The following is a 23,701-nucleotide window of genomic DNA, read 5'->3' on the forward strand; positions in this document are numbered from 1 at the left end:
CCTGCGGAGTAACAACGAAAGCGCTCATTATGGCAGAAAAGTACCACTAACTGTATGACCCGATGGGTGTACCCTTTACATCACCGTGGCGTCTTTCTATATTCAAAAATTATCTGAAGAATCAGCAACGATAATGATATTTATAGAAAAAGCCGCTGATCAGGCGAGTGGGTGAGGCGAAATGGTTAATGCGGTAATCGCAATTCATGGCGGCGCAGGGGCAATCACCCGTGCGCAGCTCAGTCCCGAGCAGGAAAAGCGTTATATTGACGCGCTTTATAATATTGTGGAAACAGGGCAGCGAATGCTGGAAGCGGGCGAGAGCGCGCTGGATGTTGTGACCGAAGCTGTTCGTCTGCTCGAGGAGTGTCCGCTGTTTAATGCCGGGATTGGTTCGGTGTTTACCCGCGACGAAACGCACGAGCTTGACGCCTGTGTGATGGATGGTGCCAGTCTTAAAGCCGGCGCGGTTGCCGGGGTAAGCCATCTGCGTAACCCTGTTCTGGCGGCGCGTCTGGTGATGGAAAACAGCCCTCATGTCCTGCTGACAGGCGCAGGGGCGGAACAATTTGCCGTTGCGCACGGGATGGAATCGGTATCGCCTGACCTGTTTTCGACCCCGGAACGCTATCAGCAGCTGCTGGATGCCCGTTCAGAGGGAATTACACAGCTTGACCATACCGCGCCGCTGGATGAGAACAGCAAAATGGGTACGGTAGGCGCGGTTGCGCTGGATAAAGCCGGCAACCTTGCCGCCGCAACGTCTACGGGTGGCATGACCAATAAGCTGCCAGGGCGGGTAGGCGACAGCCCTCTCCCTGGTGCGGGATGCTATGCCAATAACGCCACGGCGGCAGTCTCCTGTACCGGAACCGGTGAGGTGTTTATTCGCGCACTGGCAGCGTATGACATTACTGCGCTGATGGATTACGGCGGCTTGAGTCTGGCGGAAGCCTGTGAGCGTGTGGTGATGGAAAAACTCCCGGCGCTGGGCGGTGTGGGTGGGTTAATCGCTGTGGATCATGAGGGGAACGTGGCGTTGCCCTTTAACAGTGAAGGCATGTACCGTGCCTGGGGCTATGCCGGAGATGCACCCAGTACGGGGATTTATCGTGAATAAGGGGGTTATGCGTGCCGCACAGTGAAAAGCTGGACAGCCGCGAGGTTCTGGCGGTTCAACAACTGAATATTGCGTTTCAGGAAGAGCGGCAGTTCGTCCCCGCAGTAAAAAATCTATCGTTTTCACTTAATCGTGGTGAAACGCTGGCGATTGTAGGCGAGTCCGGTTCGGGTAAGTCGGTCACGGCGCTGTCATTAATGCGCCTGCTCGAACAGTCGGGCGGAAAGGTGGAGTGCGACACGATGCTGCTGCGTCGTCGCAATCGACAGGTTATTGATTTAACTGAACTGAGCGCATCGCAAATGCAGGGGGTACGCGGCGCGGATATCGCGATGATTTTCCAGGAGCCGATGACTTCCCTGAACCCGGTTTTCCCGGTAGGTGAGCAGATTGCAGAATCTATCCGCCTGCATCAGGGCCTAAGCGGTGATGAAGCGCTGGCTGAAGCCAAACGGATGCTGGAACAGGTGCGTATTCCGGAGGCGCAGGCTATTTTGTCGCGCTATCCGCATCAGCTTTCGGGCGGGATGCGCCAGCGCGTGATGATTGCGATGGCGCTGTCGTGTCGCCCTGCGGTGCTGATTGCCGACGAACCGACCACCGCGCTGGATGTGACTATTCAGGCACAGATCCTGCAACTGATTAAAGTGCTGCAACAGGAAATGGACATGGGGGTGATTTTTATCACTCATGACATGGGCGTTGTGGCGGATGTCGCCGATCGTGTGCTGGTAATGCACCAGGGCGTTGCCGTTGAAATGGGCAGTGTAGAGCAGATATTCCATGCCCCGGAACATCCCTATACCAAAGCATTGCTGGCTGCCGTGCCGCGTCTGGGCGCAATGAACGGCAGCGCATTACCGCGGCGTTTTCCGCTGATTTCGCCGGGGGATACCGGGCGTCAGGAGGCTGAAACAGAGCAGGACACGGTTGTACCGGGTCAGCCTGTTTTGCAGGTACGCAATCTTGTGACCCGCTTCCCGTTGCGCAGTGGGTTGTTTAACCGCGTGAAGCGTGAAGTTCATGCCGTAGAGAACGTTAGTTTTGATCTCTGGGCGGGTGAAACGCTGGCGCTGGTCGGGGAATCGGGCTGCGGTAAATCCACCACCGGGCGGGCGCTGCTGCGGCTGGTGGAGTCTCAGGAAGGGAGTATCACCTTTAACGGGGAACGTATTGATACCCTGCCTTCCAGTAAGCTCCAGCCGCTGCGTCGGGATATTCAGTTTATTTTTCAGGATCCCTACGCCTCGCTCGACCCGCGTCATACCGTTGGCTATTCGATAATGGAGCCACTGCGGGTGCATAACCTGCTCGATGGTGATGCGGCCCAGCGGCGGGTGGCCTGGTTACTGGAACGTGTTGGCTTGCTGCCTGAACACGCCTGGCGGTATCCGCATGAGTTTTCCGGTGGTCAGCGGCAGCGAATCTGTATTGCACGCGCACTGGCGCTGAACCCGAAAGTGGTGATTGCCGATGAATCGGTGTCGGCGCTGGATGTCTCTATTCGCGCGCAAATCATTAATTTATTGCTCGATCTACAGCGGGATATGGGCATCGCTTTTTTATTTATCTCGCACGATATGGCCGTTGTTGAGCGCATCAGCCACCGGGTCGCGGTGATGTTACAGGGGCAGATTGTTGAGATTGGCCCTCGTCAGGCGGTATTTGAAAACCCGCAGCATCCCTATACCCGTAAGCTGATAGCGGCTGTACCGGTTGCTGATCCTACCCATCGCCACGCCCAGCGTGTGCTGTTGCAGGATGAGATGCCGGGCAATATTCGTAAACCGGGCGAATCGGTGGAGCGCGTGACGCTTCGCGAAGTCAGTCCGGGTCATTTTGTGGCACCTCCGCGTCAGGACAATGCATTCTCGCGGTTATAACTTACAACAGGCAGGAGAACACAATGGTTAAATTTGTTGCTCGTACATGGCTGTTAGCCGCGAGCGTGACGGCAGCCCTGGCCGCAGCCCCCGCGTTCGCTGCCAAAGATGTGGTTGTTGCGGTTGGCTCCAATTTCACGACCCTGGATCCGTATGACGCTAACGACACCTTGTCACAGGCGGTCGCCAAATCATTCTATCAGGGCCTTTTCGGCCTGGATAAAGAGATGAAGCTGAAAAACGTGCTGGCCGAAAGCTACACCGTATCGGACAACGGTCTGGTGTATACGATAAAGCTCAAAACCGGCGTGAAGTTCCAGGATGGCACCGATTTCAATGCTGAAGCCGTCAAAGTTAACCTCGATCGCGCCAGTAACCCGGAAAATAGCCTCAAGCGTTATAACCTGTTTAAAACCATCGCCAGCACTGAGGTCGTTGACCCTTCGACGGTGAAAATCACCCTGAAAGAACCGTTCTCCGCGTTTATCAATATTCTGGCGCACCCGGCAACGGCGATGATCTCCCCGGCAGCGCTGAAAAAATACGGTAAAGAGATTGGCTTCCATCCTGTTGGCACCGGGCCGTACGAACTGGTCACCTGGAATCAGACCGATTTTGTGAAGGTGAAAAAATTCGACGATTACTGGCAGAAAGGGTTGCCGAAGCTGGACACCATTACCTGGCGTCCTGTGGTTGATAACAACACCCGTGCGGCGATGCTGCAAACGGGTGAGGCGCAGTTTGCCTTCCCCATTCCCTACGAGCAGGCGGCAATCCTTGCAAAAAACAGCAAGCTTGAGCTGGTGGCTAGCCCGTCTATCATGCAACGCTACATCAGCATGAACGTCACGCAAAAACCGTTTGATAACCCGAAAGTGCGTGAAGCCATCAACTACGCGATTAACCGCCAGGCGCTGGTGAAAGTGGCGTTTGCCGGTTATGCAACACCCGCAACCGGTGTGCTGCCGCCAGCCATTGCTTATGCGCAAAGTTATCAGCCGTGGCCGTACGATCCGGCCAAAGCGCGCGAGCTGCTGAAAGAAGCGGGTTACCCGAATGGCTTTAGCACTACGCTGTGGTCATCGCATAATCACAGTACTGCGCAAAAAGTGTTGCAGTTCACCCAGCAGCAGCTGGCACAGGTGGGGATCAAAGCGCAGGTCACGGCGATGGATGCCGGGCAGCGCGCCGCAGAGGTGGAAGGTAAAGGGCAAAAAAAGAGCGGCGTGAGAATGTTCTACACCGGCTGGACGGCATCGACCGGCGAAGCAGACTGGGCGCTATCGCCGCTGTTTGCCTCACAGAACTGGCCTCCGACGCTGTTTAACACTGCGTTCTACAGCAATCCGCAGGTGGACAAAGACCTGGCGGATGCCCTGAAAACCACAAAACCAGAAGAGAAGGCGCGTCTCTATAAAGATGCGCAGGACGTTATCTGGAAAGAGTCTCCGTGGGTACCGCTGGTGGTAGAAAAGCTGGTTTCGGCGCATAACAAAGCGCTGACCGGGTTCTACATCATGCCGGATACGGGCTTTAGTTTTGATGACGCTGATTTGAAATAAAAGACTCATTCCCGCAGGCGACGGCCTGCGGGATGAGAGGGAAAGGCATGTTGAATTATGGGTGATGCTGCCAACTTACTGATTTAGTGTATGATGGTGTTTTTGAGGTGCTCCAGTGGCTTCTGTTTCTATCAGCTGTCCCTCCTGTTCAGCTACTGACGGGGTGGTGCGTAACGGCAAAAGCACCGCCGGACATCAGCGCTATCTCTGCTCTCACTGCCGTAAAACATGGCAACTGCAGTTCACTTACACCGCTTCTCAACCCGGTACGCACCAGAAAATCATTGATATGGCCATGAATGGCGTTGGATGCCGGGCAACCGCCCGCATTATGGGCGTTGGCCTCAACACGATTTTCCGCCATTTAAAAAACTCAGGCCGCAGTCGGTAACCTCGCGCATACAGCCGGGCAGTGACGTCATCGTCTGCGCGGAAATGGACGAACAGTGGGGATACGTCGGGGCTAAATCGCGCCAGCGCTGGCTGTTTTACGCGTATGACAGGCTCCGGAAGACGGTTGTTGCGCACGTATTCGGTGAACGCACTATGGCGACGCTGGGGCGTCTTATGAGCCTGCTGTCACCCTTTGACGTGGTGATATGGATGACGGATGGCTGGCCGCTGTATGAATCCCGCCTGAAGGGAAAGCTGCACGTAATCAGCAAGCGATATACGCAGCGAATTGAGCGGCATAACCTGAATCTGAGGCAGCACCTGGCACGGCTGGGACGGAAGTCGCTGTCGTTCTCAAAATCGGTGGAGCTGCATGACAAAGTCATCGGGCATTATCTGAACATAAAACACTATCAATAAGTTGGAGTCATTACCGAATTATGTATTTAAACGCCTGCTGGGGCTTATCCCTACGCTACTGATTGTGGCGGTGCTGGTGTTTTTGTTCGTCCATATGCTGCCGGGCGATCCCGCGCGGTTAATCGCAGGGCCAGAAGCGGATGCGTCAGTGATTGAGCTGGTTCGCAAACAGCTGGGACTCGATCAGCCGTTGTATAAGCAGTTCCTGCACTATATCGGCAACGTGTTGCAGGGCGATTTTGGCATGTCGATGGTGTCGCGCCGCCCGGTATCGGAAGAGATTGCCAGCCGCTTTATGCCGACGTTCTGGCTCACTATCGCCAGCATGACCTGGGCGGTGCTGTTTGGCCTGGTGGCCGGGATTGTCGCGGCCGTGTGGCGTAACCGCTGGCCGGATAAACTGGGCATGGCGCTGGCCGTGACCGGTATCTCCTTCCCGGCGTTTGCGCTTGGGATGCTGCTGATGCAGGTTTTTTCCGTTGAACTTGGCTGGTTGCCGACCGTAGGGGCGGATACCTGGAAACACTACATTCTGCCATCGCTCACGCTGGGGGCTGCCGTGGCGGCGGTGATGGCGCGGTTTACGCGCGCGTCGTTTGTCGATGTGCTGAGCGAAGACTATATCCGCACCGCGCGGGCGAAAGGGGTAAGCGAGAAGTGGGTCATCCTCAAGCATGGTTTTCGCAATGCGATGATCCCGGTTGTCACGATGATGGGGCTTCAGTTCGGCTTTTTGCTGGGCGGCTCGATTGTGGTGGAAAAGGTGTTTAACTGGCCAGGGCTTGGGCGCTTGCTGGTTGATTCCGTCGACATGCGCGATTACCCGGTTATTCAGGCCGAAGTGCTGCTGTTTTCGCTGGAGTTTATTCTTATCAACTTAGTGGTGGATGTGCTCTACGCCGCCATTAACCCGGCTATCAGGTATAAGTAAGATGCGATTGTTGAACTGGCGTCGTCAGGCCGTTTTGAACGCCATGCCGGGGTTAAAGCCGGACCATATCAGAACCCCGTGGCTGGAGTTCTGGCGGCGATTTCGCCGCCAGCCGGTGGCCATGGCGGCAGGGTTGTTTGTGTTGCTGCTGATTGTGGTGGCGATCCTTGCCCCGTGGGTTGCCCCTTTTGATGCGGAAAATTACTTTGATTACGACCGCCTGAATGACGGACCCTCGATGCTGCACTGGTTTGGCGTGGATTCGCTCGGGCGTGATATTTTTAGCCGTGTGCTGGTGGGGACCCGTATCTCACTGGCGGCCGGGGTATTTGCCGTGTTGATAGGCGCAGCCATAGGTACTGTGCTCGGCCTGCTGGCGGGGTACTACGAAGGCTGGTGGGACAGAATCACTATGCGCATTTGCGATGTGTTATTCGCGTTTCCTGGCATCCTGTTGGCCATCGCGGTCGTGGCCATTATGGGTAGCGGGATGGCGAACGTGATTATCGCCGTAGCGGTCTTTTCCATCCCCGCGTTTGCCCGCCTGGTTCGCGGAAATACGCTGGTGCTTAAGCAGCAGACCTTTATCGAGTCGGCGCGCAGTATGGGGGCCAGCGATACCACCATTCTGTTCAGCCATATTCTGCCGGGTACGGTGTCATCCATCGTGGTCTATTTCACGATGCGTATTGGCGTGTCGATTATCTCTGCAGCGAGTCTGTCGTTTCTGGGGTTAGGGGCACAGCCGCCAACACCGGAATGGGGAGCAATGCTCAACGAGGCGAGGGCGGATATGGTGATAGCGCCGCACGTGGCGATATTTCCGAGTCTGGCGATTTTCCTGACCGTGCTGGCGTTTAACCTGCTGGGTGATGGGTTGCGTGATGCGCTGGATCCGCGGATTAAAGGGTAGTGCAGTGAAATGTGCCGGGTGGCGGCTATACGCCTTACCCGGCCTATAAAAGAGGAGTCGGGAGATTAAACCCGGCTACCCCACAGGTCATACTCGTCTGCGTTTTCGACTTTCACACGTACGATATCACCCGGCTTCACGTTGGTTTCACCGTTCAGGTATACCGCGCCGTCGATTTCCGGGGCATCTGCCATGCTGCGGCCAATCGCGCCTTCTTCGTCCACTTCATCGATAATGACCAGAACTTCGCGGCCCACTTTTTCCTGCAAGCGTTCAGCAGAGATCTGCTGTTGCAGCTGCATAAAGCGGTTCCAGCGCTCTTCTTTCACTTCTTCCGGCACCTGATCGGCCAGTTCGTTTGCCGTCGCGCCTTCTACCGGGCTGTATTTGAAGCAGCCTACGCGATCCAGACGTGCTTCTTTCAGGAAGTCGAGAAGCATCTGGAAATCTTCTTCCGTCTCACCCGGGAAGCCAACGATAAACGTTGAACGCAGGGTCAGGTCCGGGCAGATTTCACGCCACTGTTTGATGCGCGCCAACTGGCGATCAACAGAGCCTGGGCGTTTCATCAGCTTAAGGATTCGCGGGCTTGCGTGCTGAAGCGGGATATCCAGGTATGGCAGGATCTTGCCTTCAGCCATCAATGGGATCACGTCATCAACGTGCGGATAAGGGTAGACGTAGTGCAGACGCGTCCAGATACCCAGTTTAGAAAGCTGCTCGCACAGGCCAACCATGCTGGTTTTCACCGGCTCGCCGTTGTGGAAGCCGGAACGGTGCTTCACGTCAACGCCGTAGGCAGAGGTATCCTGAGAGATCACCAGCAGCTCTTTCACGCCAGCATCAGCCAGACGTTTGGCTTCCGCCAGCACTTCGCCAATTGGGCGGCTCACCAGGTCACCACGCATAGACGGGATGATGCAGAAGGTGCAGCGATGGTTGCAGCCTTCAGAAATTTTCAGGTACGCATAGTGGCGCGGAGTCAGTTTTACACCCTGTTCTGGCACCAGGCTCAGGAACGGGTTGTGCTTTGGTTTTGGCACATAGTGGTGCACGTGCTCCAGTACTTGCTCATAGCTGTGCGGGCCGGTGATCTCCAGTACTTTTGGGTGCACTTCGCGGATTTGATCCACTTTGGCACCCAGGCAGCCGGTAACGATCACTTTGCCGTTTTCAGTCAGGGCTTCACCAATGGCTTCCAGAGACTCCTGAACCGCGCTGTCGATAAAACCACAGGTGTTTACGATCACCATGTCGGCGTTGTCGTAGCTTGGCACCACGTCATAGCCTTCGGTGCGAAGTTCGGTCAGGATACGTTCGGAATCCACCAGGTTTTTCGGGCAGCCCAGGGAGACGAAGCCGATTTTCGGCTGGTGCGTAACATTGCTCATAGGTTAAAAATTCATCAATTATGGAGTTATCAGGGCGGGATTTTACAGCGTTCCGCGGGGGATTTATACAGATCTGTGTGCTGAAGTGGCCTTGTCTGTCTGCCGCAGGTTAACTGCTTTGCTGCTGAACACTGTTTAGAATTACTTATCCCGGCTTTAAGCGTTGCTAATTGGCTAAAAAGTCACCAGACGATATCTTTCACCACATCAACTACACCTGTGAGGTTCTCAATGAAAGATATCTATGTTCAGTCAAAATTAGCAATGGCCAAAACGCTTCACTCTCATGGCGTCTCCGGGTGATGCTGCCAACTTACTGATTTAGTGTATGATGGTGTTTTTGAGGTGCTCCAGTGGCTTCTGTTTCTATCAGCTGTCCCTCCTGTTCAGCTACTGACGGGGTGGTGCGTAACGGCAAAAGCACCGCCGGACATCAGCGCTATCTCTGCTCTCACTGCCGTAAAACATGGCAACTGCAGTTCACTTACACCGCTTCTCAACCCGGTACGCACCAGAAAATCATTGATATGGCCATGAATGGCGTTGGATGCCGGGCAACCGCCCGCATTATGGGCGTTGGCCTCAACACGATTTTCCGCCATTTAAAAAACTCAGGCCGCAGTCGGTAACCTCGCGCATACAGCCGGGCAGTGACGTCATCGTCTGCGCGGAAATGGACGAACAGTGGGGATACGTCGGGGCTAAATCGCGCCAGCGCTGGCTGTTTTACGCGTATGACAGGCTCCGGAAGACGGTTGTTGCGCACGTATTCGGTGAACGCACTATGGCGACGCTGGGGCGTCTTATGAGCCTGCTGTCACCCTTTGACGTGGTGATATGGATGACGGATGGCTGGCCGCTGTATGAATCCCGCCTGAAGGGAAAGCTGCACGTAATCAGCAAGCGATATACGCAGCGAATTGAGCGGCATAACCTGAATCTGAGGCAGCACCTGGCACGGCTGGGACGGAAGTCGCTGTCGTTCTCAAAATCGGTGGAGCTGCATGACAAAGTCATCGGGCATTATCTGAACATAAAACACTATCAATAAGTTGGAGTCATTACCAACGCCATAATACGCATTATAAAGTGCGCTTTGGTGGCCGGGTCCAGCAGGAAGGTAATATTTCTCGCTGGATTGATACCGAAGAGATCCTGGCGGTGGCGCACGACCAAATTATTCCCGGTTATAAAATCGATACCACGAATACGCTGCGCCTGTGGAATGTGCAGGTGAATAGCGAAATTAATGCTGCACGCCTGGCGCAGGAAGAGGTGTCGGAGCCGGGAGAAAATACCTATCACTACGACAAGATCTCGCGCGTGCTCTATCCCGATGATTCAACGGAAGCCGGGCGCGAACTGCGTCTGCGGCAGGCCTATTTCCTGGCTTCGGCAACCATTCAGGACATCCTGAATCGCCATTATCTGCTGCACAAAACCTATGACAATCTGGCTGAGAAGATTGCTATTCACCTCAACGACACTCATCCGGTGCTCTCTATCCCCGAACTGATGCGGGTATTGATTGATGACCATAATTTCAGCTGGGATAAAGCCTGGGACGTGACATGCCAGATTTTCTCCTACACCAACCATACATTGATGAGTGAAGCGCTGGAAACCTGGCCAGTGGCGATGCTGAGCCGCATTCTGCCGCGCCATCTGCAAATTATTTTCGACATCAACGAGCGCTTCCTGAACAAGGTGCGTGAACAACATGGCAATGATGGTGACCTGCTGCGTCGCGTGTCGCTGGTGGATGAATCACATGGCCGCGTTGTGCGCATGGCCTGGCTGGCGGTTGTGGTGAGCTATAAGGTGAACGGTGTATCGGAGCTGCATTCCGATTTAATGTCACAGTCGTTATTTGCTGATTTTGCGCGAATTTTCCCAACACGCTTTACCAACGTCACCAACGGTGTCACCGCGCGTCGCTGGCTGGCGCTTGCCAACCCGTCGCTTGCCACAGTGCTGGACACGAATATTGGCCCGGCATGGCGAACGGACTTAAACCAGCTCAGCGAACTGAAATGGTATATCGATTACCCGTCCGTGAATTCGGCAATTTACCGGGCGAAGCGGGCGAATAAAAAACGTCTTGCTGATTACATCGCCACGCAATTTAACATTGTCGTGAACCCGGGGGCGTTGTTCGATGTGCAAGTGAAACGTATTCATGAATACAAACGTCAACTGATGAATGTGCTGCACATTATCTCACGCTATAACCGCATTAAGGCAAACCCGGAGGCGAACTGGGTTCCACGGGTAAATATTTTCGCGGGTAAGGCGGCGTCGTCGTACTACATGGCCAAGCAGATCATCCGCCTGATTAACGATGTGGCGCAGGTGGTGAATAACGATCCGCAAATTGGCGGCAAGCTCAAGGTGGTGTTTATCCCTGATTACAGCGTCAGCCTTGCGCAGATGATTATTCCGGCGGCCGATCTCTCAGAACAGATTTCACTGGCGGGGACAGAAGCCTCAGGGACCAGCAATATGAAATTTGCCCTGAACGGCGCGCTGACCATAGGGACGCTGGATGGCGCCAATATCGAAATGCAGGAGCACGTTGGCGCGAAGCATTTCTTCATCTTCGGGAATACGGCGCAGCAGGTTGAAGCATTGCGTTGCGGTGGTTATAACCCGCACAAAATCTTCGAACAGGATGAGGAACTGCGTCAGATACTGACGCAAATCGGCACCGGGCACTTTAGCCCGCAGGAGCCTGATCGTTATCGTAACCTGCTGGATTCGCTGATTAACTTCGGTGATCACTACCAGGTACTGGCAGATTACCGTAGCTACGTTGAGTGCCAGAATAAAGTGGATCAGCTGTACCGTCATCCGGCGGAGTGGACATCCAGCGCGATGCATAATATTGCCAACATGGGGTATTTCTCGTCTGACCGCGCCATTCAGGAGTATGCCGACAACATCTGGCATATCGGTAAAACCCGGCTGTAAGCGCGTAACCCCCGACCTTCAGGAAGGGGGTTATTGCAACAAACCATCCAGTACAGAGGAGAGCAACGTGTTGTTCTCCTTTCTGTATGAGGAGTAAATGCTGAACTGTGGCAGCGGGAAATGCGTTTCGATTCGTTTGAGTTTATACATTTCCGAATAGGTGGCGAACGCCCGCTCAGGAATAATGCCCAGACATTCGGTTCTGGCAATGATGATTAAAATCGAGGCAAACGAGGTGGTCAGCAGACATCTCTCGCTGGAGCGAAATTTTTTATCCACGATGCTGCGATAATAAATAATCTTCTCATTGCGCGTGTTGTACCCCACCAGACTGGCATCGCGGAATAACGCCTCGGTGACCGTATCGCCATAACGAGGGTTATCCTGCGCCGCGACCAGTACCAGCTTCATATCGCACACTTTTTGACAGGCAATATTGCTGTTTTCAATGGCAAAGGTGGAGAACACCACGTCTGCCTGGCGCATATTCAGCAACTCTATTATTTTTTGCTCATTGAGGTCGGCGGTGCGGTGTAACAGGCTGATGTCGGAATTGGCCAGCAGCAGTTTTTCTGTTAGTTCAGGCACTACCAGTGGGGAGATAAAGGATTCGGTATACAGGGTCAGGCGCTTTTTGAGCGTCGGTGTCGAGCCGGGCAGTAGCGTCGAGAGACGGTCGATAATAGAGATGGTGTTATCGTAAAGTTCATCTGAAAACACCGTAGGCAGCAGCATGTTCCCGCTGCGGACAAACAGGTTATCGCCCATCATTTCACGCAGTTTTCTCAGTGACTGACTCACCGCAGATGGCGAGATATTCAGCATGTCGGCCACTTTGGAAATACTTCCCACGCTATAAATTAAGCAAAAGATGGTCAGCAGGTTCAGGTCAATCTTTGATAATGAACATATTTTTTCTGACACTGGAATTGTCGACATATTCCCCTCAAGGTCTGCATGGTGACAGACAAAACAATCCTGTTAAAAAAATAGCATAGGCCTGATTGAAGCGCCTTCCGGGGGGAGAAGTTGTAACATTGTAAATGATGTTAATCAGTTGCGTTTTATTGATCTGAGGCAGTAAATTGAACAAAAATTGTACTTATCCTGAAGGTGCACAAAGGCTGACAGAGGAGGAAATAGCATGTCCGTTGACAGACTGAAACGCGATCTGCTGAACAAGCTGATCAACGCCCGAATCGATCTTGCGGCTTACCTGCAACTGAGGACGGCGAAAGGGTATATGTCAGTCAGCGAAAGCGAACATCTGCGTGATAATTTCTTTGAACTTTGCAACTTCATGCGTGAAAAAGCACCCATCCTGAAAGCGGAGTACGCTGAAAGTGAGCTGTTGGCTCTGCGTCGTGCCGCCGAGGTGCTCTCCATCGCAGGGGTATGTTTGATGACCGGACGCCACGACTGCCCAACGTTTATTACCGTCAACGCGGAGAAGCTCGAACACTGCCTGACTACGATCTCTCTTTGCATCATGTGTCTGAACGAGCACGCCCGGCTCGAACAGCACTAAGCCCTGGGGGAGGCAACTCCCCCATCTGATTAAGCTTTTGTAAAAGTGATAACGCGCGCGGGCTGAGTAGCTAACCTTTATGCCATCTGCTGATAAAGGAGCGCGTTATGCATCGATCCTCGCTGATTTTCCTGCCTGCATTGTTATTTCCCGTTTCTCTGTTTGCTGCGCCCGATGCGGTCAAGGTCGAGGTGTTGCAGAACAGGCTCGATCACCCCTGGTCGCTGGCATTTTTACCCAACAACAATGGCCTGCTGGTGACCTTACGTGGCGGGCAGCTCAGGCACTGGCAGGCAGGGAAGGGGCTTTCCGATCCGATTATTGGCGTCCCTAAGGTGTGGGCGAGCGGTCAGGGTGGCTTGTTGGATGTGGTGCTGGCACCTGATTTCGCACAATCGCGGCGAGTCTGGCTAAGCTATGCCGAAGTGGGCCACGACGGTAAAGCCGGTACTGCGGTGGGGTATGGCCGCCTGAGCGACGATGTATCACGGATTGAAGGGTTCCAGGTGGTATTCCGCCAGATGCCAAAACTCTCGACGGGGAATCACTTCGGCGGAAGGCTGGTGTTCGACAACAAAGGGTATCTGTTTATCGGCCTTGGCGAAAACAACCAGCGACCGACCGCGCAGGCGCTGGACAAGCTACAGGGAAAAGTAGTGCGTCTGACCCAGGACGGGAAAGTCCCGCGAGATAACCCTTTTGTGAATACGCCCGGTGCGCGGCCTGAAATCTGGTCTTACGGCATTCGTAACCCGCAGGGCATGGCGATGAATCCCTGGAGTAACACGCTGTGGCTCAATGAACACGGCCCGCGCGGCGGGGATGAAATCAATATCCCGGAAAAAGGCAAAAACTACGGCTGGCCGCTGGCGACATACGGTATCAACTACAGCGGCCTGAAGATCCCGGAATCACAAGGCGAACAGGTTAAAGGTACTGAGCCACCGCTGTTTTACTGGAAAGTTTCGCCCGCCGTGAGCGGAATGGCGTTCTATAACAGCGATGTACACCCGCAGTGGAAGAACAAACTCTTTATTGGAGCGTTAAAGGAAAAGGCGGTGATTGTGCTGAGCGTTAAAGGCAACAGTGTAACCGAGGATGGCCGCATTCTGGAGGACAGAGGGCAGCGTATTCGCGATGTCCGCGTGGGGCCAGACGGGGCGCTGTATATCCTGACGGACGAATCGGACGGGCAACTGCTGAAAGTCAGCCCGTCCGGGGGATAATCAGGAAACGGGCGTCATTACTGCATGTTGATAGGCCGGGCGCTCACTGAGCTGTTTGATCCAGCGTTCAAGGTGAGGACGTGGCGTCCACTTCAGCCCCATATTGGTCAGATTCCAGACAAATGGTGCGACGGCAATATCGCCCACACCGAACGCGTCACCCGAGAACCATTTATGTTTCGCCAGTTCATCGTCCATTAACGCAAACAGTGTTTCGCAGGCATCCTGCGCGGCGTGAATGGCCGGGTAATCACGTTCTGCTTCCGGGGTTCTGATAAGCCCCATCAGGATAACCCGGTGAGTTGGAGAGAGCGTCTGGTTCGCCCAGTCCATCCATTTTTCACCCTGGGCGCGTTTTGCCGGGCTTTCCACCCACAGGCGGCTCTGACCGTACTGGGCGGCGAGGTAACGCACGATGGTGTTGGATTCCCAGAGCGTAATGTTCGTTTCATCGTCAAGCAGCAGTGGCACCAGGCCGTTCGGGTTCATGGCCAGGTATTCGGCCTCTTTGTTCACCCCATACTGCAAACCCGCCATAATCTGCTTAAACGGTAAATCCAGCTCTTCCAGCGTCCAGAGGACTTTCTTAACGTTGGTTGAGTTGTTCCTGCCCCACAGCGTAATCATATTAACTCCCGAAATAGTCAAACAACCTGAGATGTGAATCAGAGCCAGCAATTCGACATGGTGAGATAAACCTAACAATTACGCAACAGAAGACAAAAAAATCACGCTGATCAAAGCGTATCCGGATGTTATTGCATAAACTTTAAAAACTTTACCTGGTTTAGGTTTCTTTAACAGATTTAGTGCGCTATTACTCATCGCTTCTTGCGACACGGTGATGTGACGTAATTTTTTGAATGGACACTCGGGTGGCATTTATGACGCAAAAAACTTCTTCTCTGCGCAGCCTGGCGGCAGGCTCTGCGCTTCTTTTTCTTTTTGCACCGACACTCTACGCAGCTGAGCAGGCGGCTCCTGAAGCCCCGCCTGTTGATGCGCGTGCCTGGATCTTAATGGATTACGCCAGCGGCAAAGTGCTGGCGGAAGGCAACGCCGACGAGCAGCTTGACCCGGCCAGCCTGACCAAAATAATGACCAGTTACGTGGTCGGTCAGGCGTTAAAAGCCGGTAAGATCAAGCTGGAAGATATGGTCACCATCGGGAAAGATGCCTGGGCGACCGGTAACCCCGCGCTGCGTGGCTCTTCGGTGATGTTCCTTAAGCCTGGCGATCAGGTTTCAGTCTCAGATTTAAATAAAGGGGTGATTATTCAGTCAGGTAACGATGCCTGTATCGCCCTGGCTGATTATGTCGCGGGCAGCCAGGACTCCTTCATTGGCCTGATGAACGGCTATGCCCAGAAGCTCGGGCTGAGCAATACCACCTTTAAAACCGTGCACGGCCTTGATGCGCCGGGTCAGTTCAGTACCGCGCGTGACATGGCGTTGTTAGGGAAGGCGCTTATCCACGACGTGCCGGACGAATATGCCATCCACAAAGAAAAAGAGTTTACCTTCAATAAGATCCGCCAGCCGAACCGCAACCGCCTGCTGTGGAGCAGCAACGTTAACGTTGATGGCATGAAGACCGGGACAACGGCAGGCGCGGGTTACAACCTTGTCGCTTCCGCAACTCAGGGCGATATGCGCCTGATTTCAGTGGTGCTGGGTACTAAAACCGACCGTATTCGCTTTAACGAATCGGAAAAACTGCTGACCTGGGGCTTCCGTTTCTTCGAAACCGTTACGCCTATCAAACCTGATGCCACCTTCATTAGCCAGCGAGTCTGGTTTGGCGACAAGAGCGAGGTCAACCTGGGTGCAGGCGAGGGTGGATCGGTAACCATTCCGCGTGGTCAGCTGAAAAACCTGAAAGCCAGCTATACCCTGACCGACAGCCAACTCACTGCGCCGCTGAAAAAAGGCCAGGTGGTCGGCACTATTGATTTCCAGCTTAATGGCAAATCGATTGAACAGCGTCCGCTGATTGTGATGGAAGCAGTTGAAGAGGGCGGGTTCTTTAGCCGGATGTGGGACTTCGTGATGATGAAATTCCACGGTTGGTTTGGTAGCTGGTTCTGATTTTTTTGCCGGGTGGCGGCTTCGCCTTACCCGGCCTACACTCTTTGCCCTTTTGCTGTGGGAGAGGGTTAATACATCAACTTAATCTGCTGTGCCTTCGCATGGGCGACCAGTTCATCATCCGGGCGACAATCGCTTGCGATCGCGTCAAAGCGTGCCAGCTCGCCCATTCGTGCTGAACGGACCTTGCCAAACTTACTGTGATCAACCACCAGGACATGATACTGCGCCGCGTTTAACGCCCAGTGCTTCACGGGTAACTCTTCCAGGTTAAAACAGGTCGCCCCTTGCTGCACATTGACCCCGGCCGCGGAATAAAAGGCGATATCCGGGCACAGGTTGCTGAGCGTGTCCTGGAGATTAAGCGGCTTAAAGATAGCATTGCTGGCGTGGAACTCACCACCGCAGAGAATCACCCGACACTCGGGTTTTTCCTGCAAGGCAAGGAAGGTGTTCAGCGAATAGCAAACGGCGGTAAAAGGCAGACTGCTGTCTATGGCTTCGATTATCCACGGGGTTGTCGTCCCGCAATCAAAGAATAACGTCTGATGAGGCTGTACCAGAGAGGCGGCCTGACGTGCGGCTTTACGCTTTTCTTCGACCAGACGCGTCTTTTGGTCGCTTATCAGATAATGGCTGGCGCTGCGGGGCTCAAGAACAATATACCCGCCCAGCAGCACGACGGGCGCGCTGTCGCTGTTCAGGTCACGACGAATGGTCATCTCAGAAACGCCAAGCAGGTTTGCGGCTTCTTTAAGATGCAGCTTATCACTGCGCTTCAGCGCCTGAAGCAGCTGAGCAATGCGGTCATCGCGACGTGTTTCCATAATTCCTCGGGGTGAAAAAGTGAGCCCCCGCAATGCGGGGGCTCAAGTGTAACCTGTTGGGCTGGGGTTAGTCACGCACCCAACCCTTGCGGATCGGGATGGCAAAAAGCGTGCGATAAAGCTGCGACAGCCCGTTATAAAGCGCCTGACCAAACAGACTCCACAGGATCGCCGCGCTCACGCAGCCAATCAATCCGACGAGGAAACCGCCCACCATATCCAGCGGCCAGTGCACGCCCAGATAGATGCGCGACCAGGCGATAGCGACGGCAACAACCATCAGCACAGCGCCAGACCAGACGCGGTGCCAGAACAGGAACGCCAGCGCGAAGGTAAAGATCACCGTACCGTGATCGCTTGGGAAGGAGTCATCCGGCGCATGGTGCAGGAAGGTATAACCCACATGATCAACGAAAGGACGATCGTGAGGAAAAATATGCCCAAGCGCAAAGCTTGCCAGCACGCTCACCGCAAGCGCCATGGCAACTTTGATCACCAGTTGACGCTGGGAGTTGACCTGGCTGCGCGGGCCCCATAGCCAGAGGATCGCGGCAAGGAGTGGAACAATGCTAATCAGATCCTTTGCAAAAAAGGTGGCGATATCGATAGACCACTCCGGGGAAGCCGGTGTGGCGTTGATCAGATAAAACAGCCCGTAATTCAGATGTTCTAACATAGTGTCGTTACTCTTTAGCAAACCGGGTGGAAACAAGTCCGTAGACCACCACCTGAGAAAACCAGACCCACCACCCAGCCCACAGGTTGTGAGAGAAGAAATGCGCCCCGCGCATGACCTGGCCGTAACCCATTGCCAGACCTAACACAACGCCCAGCACAACGAAGCTCCATGCCAGACGAGGGCGCTCGCGCCAGAAGGCAAAAAACAGACCCATGACCATAAAACCGCTGGAGGCGTGTCCACCCGGGAAGCAGCGACCCGGGCCACTGTCTGCCGGAGCAGCGCTGAACAGGGAATAAGAGACTGCCTTACCGCCATATTCCACCAGATCCCACGGACAACTGTGATGGCTAACGCTTTTCAGCACGCCAACGACCAGTGCACCAAGCCCCATAAACAGCGCGGCGGTAACCAGCCTCGCGTTACGCTTGTACGCGCCGTAAAACAATGCCACCGCGCCTAAAGCAATGGAGATGTACTTCGCCAGCCGGTGGTTTAACAAATCCAGCAGCGGGTTTTGCTGCAACGGGAAGCGCTGCGCTGCGGCGTCATACCAAAAGCCTGTTATCCATCTGTCGAGCGTTTCATCGCGAGATAGCCAGGTAAACAAAACGGCAAGGACTATCAGCACGAAAAGCTGATAACCATAAAAGCGGCCCGGCAAACGGTAAAGTCGTTTTGTCTTATTTGTCGGTAACTTAGATAATTCTGAACGGCTGGAGGTTTGTGCCATAATTAAGGTCAGTGACGTGAAATGTGGCTATCATATTAGTGTCAACTTAAGGAAACCTTAAACAACGACGATATACTCGCCATACTCCAGGTTGCCTGTGCATCGCCGCCTTTATGCAATCTGAATTATTCAGGATAGAGGTGCTTTATTTCTGTTTCTCCTCGATAAATGACTATCTCAGGAAGCAGCATTTCATTACACTCACCGCGATTTTTTCATCATAAAGAGACTGCATGTTAAACCGTTCTTCTTCCGGTAATCGTCTGGGACGTCAGGCGTTACTTTTTCCTCTGTGTCTGGTGCTCTACGAATTCTCAACCTACATCGGCAACGATATGATCCAGCCTGGCATGTTGGCTGTTGTCGAACAGTACAACGCAGGTATTGAGTGGGTGCCGACCTCCATGACCGCCTATCTGGCTGGCGGTATGTTTTTACAGTGGCTGTTAGGCCCGCTGTCAGATCGTATTGGCCGTCGCCCGGTAATGCTGACGGGCGTGGTGTGGTTTATCGTGACCTGCCTTGCCACGCTGCTGGCGCAAAATATCGAGCAATTTACACTGCTGCGTTTCCTGCAAGGGGTGAGCTTGTGCTTTATCGGCGCGGTGGGCTATGCGGCGATTCAGGAATCCTTTGAAGAAGCGGTGTGCATCAAAATTACCGCGCTGATGGCGAACGTCGCGCTGATTGCTCCCTTGCTTGGGCCGCTGGTGGGGGCTGCATGGGTGCATGTCGCGCCGTGGGAGGGGATGTTTGTTCTCTTTGCGGCGCTTGCGGCCATCTCCTTCTTTGGCCTGCATCGGGCGATGCCGGAAACCGCCACCCGGTTGGGCGAAAAACTGTCCCTTAAAGAACTGGGGCGCGATTACAAAGAGGTGCTGAAAAACGTCCGTTTTGTGGCGGGCGCGCTGGCAACGGGCTTTGTCAGCCTGCCATTGCTGGCGTGGATTGCGCAGTCACCGGTCATTATCATCAGCGGCGAGAAGCTCAGCAGCTATGAGTATGGCCTGCTACAAGTGCCGATTTTTGGCGCGCTGATTATCGGTAACCTGGTGCTGGCGCGTCTGACTTCGCGTCGTACCGTACGTTCGTTGATTATCATGGGCGGCTGGCCGATTGCGGCAGGGCTGATTGTGGCAGCTGTGGCCACTGTGGCGTCATCACACGCTTACCTGTGGATGACCGCCGGGCTGAGTCTGTATGCTTTTGGCATTGGGCTGGCGAACGCCGGGCTGGTTCGCCTGACGCTGTTTGCCAGTGATATGAGTAAAGGTACGGTGTCTGCCGCAATGGGCATGTTACAGATGCTGATTTTTACTGTCGGTATCGAGGTGAGCAAGCACGCTTACGCGTTGGGCGGCAATGGGTTGTTCAGCCTGTTTAACCTCGCCAACGGCGTGCTGTGGGTTGCCCTGATGGTAGTGTTCCTGAAGGATAAACGTGTCGGGAATGCGTTGCAGCCGTAATCTGTTGATGTTGGGCTGAGTGATCCCCACAAAACAGTACGAGCACGGACAGTTCCCTCTCCCCTTGGGAGAGGGAACGTAAACTCAATTAAACGGCGCTTCCCCGTTCAACACTTTCTCAATCACATCCAGCACACCTTCATCGTTGTTGTGCAGCGCTTCAAACCGGGCAACCTCTTTAATGTGAGGTCTGGCATTGGCCATCGCAAAGCTAAAGCCCGACTGACGCAGCATTTCCACGTCGTTTCCGCTGTCGCCAAAGGCCACTACCTCACCGTTTTCGATACCCCAGTGCTGCTGTAATATCCGCAGGCCATTGGCTTTATGCACGCCGGGGATAATCAGGTCGATACTGCCGTGGCCTGTGGTGACGGGCACCATGATATCGCCCAGCTTCTCATGCAGCATCGGCTGGATGCGCGGGATTTCGTCATCTGAAACATTAAGCCCAAATTTGAAGAAGATATCGTTCAGATTGTCGAAGTTATCAACCATTTCAAGTCGGTGGTAGTACTGGGCGGCAATCGCCTTGAAGCCGTCATTGTAGGATTTCAGTGTATAGGCGCTGCCTTTCCCGCAGGCGATGATCTCCACTTCCGGGACATCGCTTAACACGGCTGCCACGGCGGCGAAGTCGGCTTTCGACAGTTCACCGTTAAACACGTCTTCACCGGCATTCACCACCCAGCCGCCGTTTTCGGCCACAAAGGCTATCTCGCGCGCGATTTCAGGGAAGAATGAAATCAACTGGTAATACTGGTTTCCGCTGGCGACAACAAAGCGAATGCCTTGTTCTTTCATGCGTGCATATTGCGCCAGAAAACGCTCACGATTGTAGGTTTTCGCATCGCTCAGGAAGGTGCCATCCATGTCGACTGCAATCAGTTTAACGCTCATATCCCTTCTCCAGTGTCGTGTGTTCTGCTTCTGGTTTTGCTACCGCGCGCGCCACCAGCGCCGCAATCATGACCAGCCCTAACACCACCAGCATGGCGCTACGCAACCCGTAGTGCTCACCCAGGAAACCGAGCAGTGGTGGGCCCACCAGGAAGGCGAGGTAACCTGTCGTGGCAACCACGCTGACGCGCGTTGGGGCATCCGGACCGGTGTCGCTGGCGGCGGAAATGGTCAGCGGGAAGCCCAGCGATGCGCCAAGCCCCCATAAAATCACCGAGACACCGGCAATCCAGTCGACATCCACAAAGATGATCATCGCAATTCCCAGCCCGCCCAGCAGGGCACTGGCACGAACCACCGTCACGCGGCTGTAGCGGTCGATGAACCAGCCGCCGGTAAAGCGACCAACGGTCATACCCAGCGTAAACCCGGCGTAAATCAGCGAGCCGGAGGTTGGACTAAATCCGTGGCCATCCACCATCAGCAGCGGTAGCCAGTCATTTGCGGAGCCTTCGGCAAAGGCCATGGCCAGCACCACCACGCCTATCAGCATCAGCTGCATGTCGCGATAAAACGGCAACCCTTTCTCCGCCGATTTTTGCTCGTCAGCGGTGTTTTTGCCCGTCCCGCCAGGGATTGCTCTGATACCGGTAAGAATGGGCACAATGCAGACCAGCGCAGCCAGTAAGATATGCAGACTGGCGGCGATCCCGAATGCCGTGAGTGCCATCCCGACGCCAGCGCCTGCCAGCGTGCCGAGGCTGTAAAAACCATGCATCATGGGTAGCACGGTTTTGTTCATTTCGCGCTCAACGGCTGCCCCTTCAACGTTGATTGCCACTTCGGCTGCACCAAAACTGCCGCCAAACACCGTCAAGCCCAGAGCAAACAGCACTGGGGAGGCGAACCACAATGCCAGGCTCAGTACCAGCATCCCAAATACCGCGCAGCACATGGTGGTACGAATAACTGCGCGCGTACCAAAACGCTTCACCAGCCATGCGGAGCAGAGAATACCGCTCATTGAGCCTACCGACAGGCCAAACAGCACAATGCCCATTTCTGCGGTTGATACCGACAAAATGTCGCGGATGGCGGGTGTGCGGGTCGCCCAGGATGCCATAAGCAGCCCGGGGATAAAGAAGAACATAAAGAGCGCCCACATGCGCAGTCGAAGGGCTTTACGGGGTGAAGTCACTGTCATTGAGGTAAGCACCAGAAGTACAACAATAGCGACAACACTACCAAGTTTGTGTACATTTGTACATAAACGAGATGAGGATTTTATGAGCAGACCACCGAACGATCCCAACCGCCGGGAGAAGATACTCCAGGCCACGCTGGATACCATTGCAGAACACGGGATCCATGCGGTTACGCACCGTAAAATTGCCAGTTGTGCAGGTGTGCCGCTGGGATCGATGACCTACTATTTTGACGGTAAGGAATCGCTGCTTGAAGAGGCGTTCACGTGGTTTACGCGGCAAATGTCGCAGCAGTACCGTGATTACTTTGCAGGCGTTAACGGCCCGGAAATGGCCTGTGAATCCATTACCACCCTGATCCACAGTTCTGAAGTCACCACGCCGCACAATATGGAGCTGATGTATCAACTGTATGCCTTTATGAACCGCAGCCCGGCGCTTAAAACAGTGATGCAGGACTGGATGAAAATGAGCCAGAACACGCTTGAGCAGTGGTTTGACCAGGTCACTGCCCGCGCGCTGGATGCGTTTATTGAAGGCATGACGCTGCACTTTGTAACAGACCGACAGCCGTTATCACGGGAAGAGATCCGCATGATGGTGGGGAGGATTGCGGGTGAGGGCAGGCGCTAGTAAGTGGTTGCGCCGGCCGTCATATTCACCACCGCGCCCGTCATCGCATTCGCTTCATCCGAGGCCAGAAACGCGATGGTATTTGCCACCTGTGCCAGCGTCGGCAGGCGTTTTAGCATGGTGCCTTGTGCCGCACCACCTAAAAACGCATCCACCGAAATGCCCATTCCCTTTGCCTTTAGGGCAAACAATTCACCCACATACGAACCCGCCTGGACCGCATCGGCAATGGCGTGGGAGCGTATGCACAACACCCGGATATTTTTCGGCCCCAGCTCACCGGCGAGCGCCCGTGTAAAAGCCTCTATCCCCGCACACCCCACGATATGCCCGAGATGACCCGGCATGGCCATATTCGCCGCCGGTGCGACGACAGTGATGATACAGCCTGCGCGCTCGGCGCCCATTTTCGGTGAAACAGATTTTGCGATGTTGAAGTACGCCGTGAGGAAAGGATCGAATCCCTGTCTGAATTCGGACAGAGTTAATTCATCGATACGTTTCCCCTGGTCGTGCATAAAACCGGTGGCGTTAACCACCACGTCGATGCTGGTGAGGGCCGGAAGCGGGTCGGTGCCGTGGAGAGCATCAAAGATAAACGTACTGGCTGTGCCGCCCGCGGCGCGGATGCTTTCTGCTGTGGCGTCCAGTCTGGCCTGGTCACGCGCGCCGAGGTATACGTGCGCGCCATCGCGTGCCAGAGCATGTGCCACCGCACTGCCGATTGCACCGCTGCCGCCAAAGATGAGCGCGGTCTGGTGTTTGAGTTGCATGTGTCCACCTTTGTCAGTCCGGGTGAACCAAAAGTATGTGCGATGGGTGGGGAATTGACGAGGG

21 protein-coding genes and 1 pseudogene are annotated in these 23,701 nt (G+C 54.4%); 13 read left to right on the top strand and 9 right to left on the bottom strand.

Features of this window, described 5'->3' with window-relative positions; all coding sequences use genetic code 11:
- Window positions 1-181 precede the first annotated feature (181 nt).
- The 6 genes from iaaA (at window position 182) to gsiD (ending at window position 7,222) form a co-directional block, all read left to right on the top strand.
- The gene (gene iaaA / locus HV107_RS17595) at window positions 182-1,120 is read left to right on the top strand and encodes a beta-aspartyl-peptidase (RefSeq protein ID WP_182060144.1); all 939 of its coding nucleotides are present in this window, start codon (window positions 182-184) and stop codon (window positions 1,118-1,120) included.
- Between the two features lie 11 nt (window positions 1,121-1,131).
- On the top strand, window positions 1,132-3,003 hold the full coding sequence (gene gsiA / locus HV107_RS17600; protein ID WP_182060145.1) for a glutathione ABC transporter ATP-binding protein GsiA: 1,872 nt from the start codon (window positions 1,132-1,134) through the stop codon (window positions 3,001-3,003).
- A gap of 23 nt (window positions 3,004-3,026) precedes the next feature.
- On the top strand, window positions 3,027-4,565 hold the full coding sequence (gene gsiB / locus HV107_RS17605) for a glutathione ABC transporter substrate-binding protein GsiB (RefSeq protein ID WP_182060146.1): 1,539 nt from the start codon (window positions 3,027-3,029) through the stop codon (window positions 4,563-4,565).
- Window positions 4,566-4,680: 115 nt separating this feature from the next.
- Window positions 4,681-5,378, top strand: a protein-coding gene (locus HV107_RS17610; protein ID WP_095033700.1) for an IS1-like element IS1B family transposase whose coding sequence is annotated in 2 segments (ribosomal slippage) — window positions 4,681-4,930 and window positions 4,930-5,378 — 699 coding nt in all. Because the reading frame shifts where the segments join, the coding sequence is not laid out codon by codon here.
- A gap of 1 nt (window position 5,379) precedes the next feature.
- Window positions 5,380-6,309: a glutathione ABC transporter permease GsiC gene (gene gsiC, locus HV107_RS17615; RefSeq protein WP_182060147.1), complete on the top strand. Its 930-nt coding sequence runs from the start codon at window positions 5,380-5,382 to the stop codon at window positions 6,307-6,309.
- 1 nt (window position 6,310) lies between these two features.
- Window positions 6,311-7,222, top strand: coding sequence for a glutathione ABC transporter permease GsiD (gene gsiD, locus HV107_RS17620; protein WP_182060148.1), 912 nt, complete (start codon window positions 6,311-6,313; stop codon window positions 7,220-7,222).
- Window positions 7,223-7,287: 65 nt separating this feature from the next.
- Here gsiD and rimO read toward each other — a convergent pair whose 3' ends face one another.
- Entirely contained in the window at window positions 7,288-8,613 is a 1,326-nt protein-coding gene (rimO, locus tag HV107_RS17625; RefSeq protein WP_014069489.1) for a 30S ribosomal protein S12 methylthiotransferase RimO, read from the bottom strand.
- A gap of 353 nt (window positions 8,614-8,966) precedes the next feature.
- Between rimO and HV107_RS17630 the strand changes: the two genes are divergently transcribed.
- Both HV107_RS17630 and glgP read left to right on the top strand, forming a co-directional pair.
- Window positions 8,967-9,664 (top strand): IS1-like element IS1B family transposase gene (locus HV107_RS17630; RefSeq protein WP_095033700.1). Its coding sequence is split into 2 segments (ribosomal slippage): window positions 8,967-9,216 and window positions 9,216-9,664, totalling 699 coding nucleotides; the frame shifts between segments, so codons are not numbered across the junction.
- Window positions 9,665-9,675: 11 nt separating this feature from the next.
- Window positions 9,676-11,583: pseudogene (gene glgP / locus HV107_RS17635) on the top strand (glycogen/starch/alpha-glucan family phosphorylase); the annotation flags it as partial.
- A gap of 30 nt (window positions 11,584-11,613) precedes the next feature.
- Here glgP and HV107_RS17640 read toward each other — a convergent pair.
- Window positions 11,614-12,522, bottom strand: a complete 909-nt coding sequence (locus tag HV107_RS17640; protein ID WP_182060149.1) for a LysR family transcriptional regulator — start codon at window positions 12,520-12,522, stop codon at window positions 11,614-11,616.
- 205 nt (window positions 12,523-12,727) lie between these two features.
- Here HV107_RS17640 and bssR point away from each other — a divergent pair, with 205 nt between their 5' ends.
- Together bssR and HV107_RS17650 are read left to right on the top strand one after the other, a co-directional pair.
- Window positions 12,728-13,111 (top strand): biofilm formation regulator BssR, encoded by a 384-nt coding sequence (gene bssR, locus HV107_RS17645; RefSeq protein ID WP_182060150.1) that lies wholly within the window; start codon window positions 12,728-12,730, stop codon window positions 13,109-13,111.
- Between the two features lie 107 nt (window positions 13,112-13,218).
- Window positions 13,219-14,337, top strand: coding sequence for a PQQ-dependent sugar dehydrogenase (locus HV107_RS17650; protein WP_182060151.1), 1,119 nt, complete (start codon window positions 13,219-13,221; stop codon window positions 14,335-14,337).
- Here HV107_RS17650 and HV107_RS17655 read toward each other — a convergent pair whose 3' ends face one another.
- Window positions 14,338-14,964: a glutathione S-transferase family protein gene (locus tag HV107_RS17655; RefSeq protein WP_182060152.1), complete on the bottom strand. Its 627-nt coding sequence runs from the start codon at window positions 14,962-14,964 to the stop codon at window positions 14,338-14,340. It lies immediately after the preceding gene.
- A gap of 257 nt (window positions 14,965-15,221) precedes the next feature.
- Here HV107_RS17655 and dacC point away from each other — a divergent pair, with 257 nt between their 5' ends.
- Window positions 15,222-16,424: a serine-type D-Ala-D-Ala carboxypeptidase gene (dacC, locus tag HV107_RS17660; protein WP_014069493.1), complete on the top strand. Its 1,203-nt coding sequence runs from the start codon at window positions 15,222-15,224 to the stop codon at window positions 16,422-16,424.
- Between the two features lie 68 nt (window positions 16,425-16,492).
- Here dacC and deoR read toward each other — a convergent pair whose 3' ends face one another.
- The 3 genes from deoR to HV107_RS17675 form a co-directional block, all read right to left on the bottom strand.
- Window positions 16,493-17,251, bottom strand: a complete 759-nt coding sequence (deoR, locus tag HV107_RS17665; RefSeq protein WP_014069494.1) for a DNA-binding transcriptional repressor DeoR — start codon at window positions 17,249-17,251, stop codon at window positions 16,493-16,495.
- 67 nt (window positions 17,252-17,318) lie between these two features.
- The gene (gene ybjG, locus HV107_RS17670; RefSeq protein WP_182060153.1) at window positions 17,319-17,927 is read right to left on the bottom strand and encodes an undecaprenyl-diphosphate phosphatase; all 609 of its coding nucleotides are present in this window, start codon (window positions 17,925-17,927) and stop codon (window positions 17,319-17,321) included.
- Window positions 17,928-17,934: 7 nt separating this feature from the next.
- Window positions 17,935-18,663, bottom strand: coding sequence for a phosphatase PAP2 family protein (locus tag HV107_RS17675; protein WP_182060154.1), 729 nt, complete (start codon window positions 18,661-18,663; stop codon window positions 17,935-17,937).
- A 233-nt stretch (window positions 18,664-18,896) separates the two neighbouring features.
- On the opposite strand from HV107_RS17675, the gene HV107_RS17680 reads away from it, so the two are divergent.
- Window positions 18,897-20,129, top strand: a complete 1,233-nt coding sequence (locus HV107_RS17680; RefSeq protein ID WP_182060155.1) for an MFS transporter — start codon at window positions 18,897-18,899, stop codon at window positions 20,127-20,129.
- A gap of 84 nt (window positions 20,130-20,213) precedes the next feature.
- Here HV107_RS17680 and HV107_RS17685 read toward each other — a convergent pair whose 3' ends face one another.
- Together HV107_RS17685 and HV107_RS17690 are read right to left on the bottom strand one after the other, a co-directional pair.
- Entirely contained in the window at window positions 20,214-21,026 is an 813-nt protein-coding gene (locus HV107_RS17685) for a Cof-type HAD-IIB family hydrolase (protein WP_182060156.1), read from the bottom strand.
- The gene (locus tag HV107_RS17690; protein ID WP_182060157.1) at window positions 21,016-22,230 is read right to left on the bottom strand and encodes an MFS transporter; all 1,215 of its coding nucleotides are present in this window, start codon (window positions 22,228-22,230) and stop codon (window positions 21,016-21,018) included. The genes HV107_RS17685 and HV107_RS17690 overlap by 11 nt, the downstream gene beginning before the upstream one ends.
- Before the next feature lie 82 nt (window positions 22,231-22,312).
- Here HV107_RS17690 and HV107_RS17695 point away from each other — a divergent pair, with 82 nt between their 5' ends.
- Window positions 22,313-22,864, top strand: coding sequence for a TetR/AcrR family transcriptional regulator (locus tag HV107_RS17695; protein WP_182060158.1), 552 nt, complete (start codon window positions 22,313-22,315; stop codon window positions 22,862-22,864).
- On the opposite strand, the gene HV107_RS17700 is transcribed toward HV107_RS17695, so the two are convergent.
- Window positions 22,861-23,637, bottom strand: coding sequence for an SDR family NAD(P)-dependent oxidoreductase (locus HV107_RS17700; RefSeq protein WP_182060159.1), 777 nt, complete (start codon window positions 23,635-23,637; stop codon window positions 22,861-22,863). The two genes, HV107_RS17695 and HV107_RS17700, sit on opposite strands and share 4 nt — an antisense overlap.
- Window positions 23,638-23,701: the final 64 nt, after the last annotated feature.

Source organism: Enterobacter sp. RHBSTW-00175, from assembly GCF_013927005.1.
In the GTDB taxonomy this organism is placed as follows: Bacteria; Pseudomonadota; Gammaproteobacteria; order Enterobacterales; family Enterobacteriaceae; genus Enterobacter.

Coding starts and splice junctions, on each gene's coding strand:
- iaaA (WP_182060144.1), top strand. CDS start 182: ATGGTTAATGCGGTAATCGCAATTCATGGCGGCGCAGGGGCAATCACC.
- gsiB (WP_182060146.1), top strand. CDS start 3,027: ATGGTTAAATTTGTTGCTCGTACATGGCTGTTAGCCGCGAGCGTGACG.
- gsiD (WP_182060148.1), top strand. CDS start 6,311: ATGCGATTGTTGAACTGGCGTCGTCAGGCCGTTTTGAACGCCATGCCG.
- rimO (WP_014069489.1), bottom strand. CDS start 8,613: ATGAGCAATGTTACGCACCAGCCGAAAATCGGCTTCGTCTCCCTGGGC.
- HV107_RS17640 (WP_182060149.1), bottom strand. CDS start 12,522: ATGTCGACAATTCCAGTGTCAGAAAAAATATGTTCATTATCAAAGATT.
- bssR (WP_182060150.1), top strand. CDS start 12,728: ATGTCCGTTGACAGACTGAAACGCGATCTGCTGAACAAGCTGATCAAC.
- HV107_RS17650 (WP_182060151.1), top strand. CDS start 13,219: ATGCATCGATCCTCGCTGATTTTCCTGCCTGCATTGTTATTTCCCGTT.
- HV107_RS17655 (WP_182060152.1), bottom strand. CDS start 14,964: ATGATTACGCTGTGGGGCAGGAACAACTCAACCAACGTTAAGAAAGTC.
- dacC (WP_014069493.1), top strand. CDS start 15,222: ATGACGCAAAAAACTTCTTCTCTGCGCAGCCTGGCGGCAGGCTCTGCG.
- deoR (WP_014069494.1), bottom strand. CDS start 17,251: ATGGAAACACGTCGCGATGACCGCATTGCTCAGCTGCTTCAGGCGCTG.
- ybjG (WP_182060153.1), bottom strand. CDS start 17,927: ATGTTAGAACATCTGAATTACGGGCTGTTTTATCTGATCAACGCCACA.
- HV107_RS17675 (WP_182060154.1), bottom strand. CDS start 18,663: ATGGCACAAACCTCCAGCCGTTCAGAATTATCTAAGTTACCGACAAAT.
- HV107_RS17680 (WP_182060155.1), top strand. CDS start 18,897: ATGTTAAACCGTTCTTCTTCCGGTAATCGTCTGGGACGTCAGGCGTTA.
- HV107_RS17685 (WP_182060156.1), bottom strand. CDS start 21,026: ATGAGCGTTAAACTGATTGCAGTCGACATGGATGGCACCTTCCTGAGC.
- HV107_RS17690 (WP_182060157.1), bottom strand. CDS start 22,230: ATGACAGTGACTTCACCCCGTAAAGCCCTTCGACTGCGCATGTGGGCG.
- HV107_RS17695 (WP_182060158.1), top strand. CDS start 22,313: ATGAGCAGACCACCGAACGATCCCAACCGCCGGGAGAAGATACTCCAG.
- HV107_RS17700 (WP_182060159.1), bottom strand. CDS start 23,637: ATGCAACTCAAACACCAGACCGCGCTCATCTTTGGCGGCAGCGGTGCA.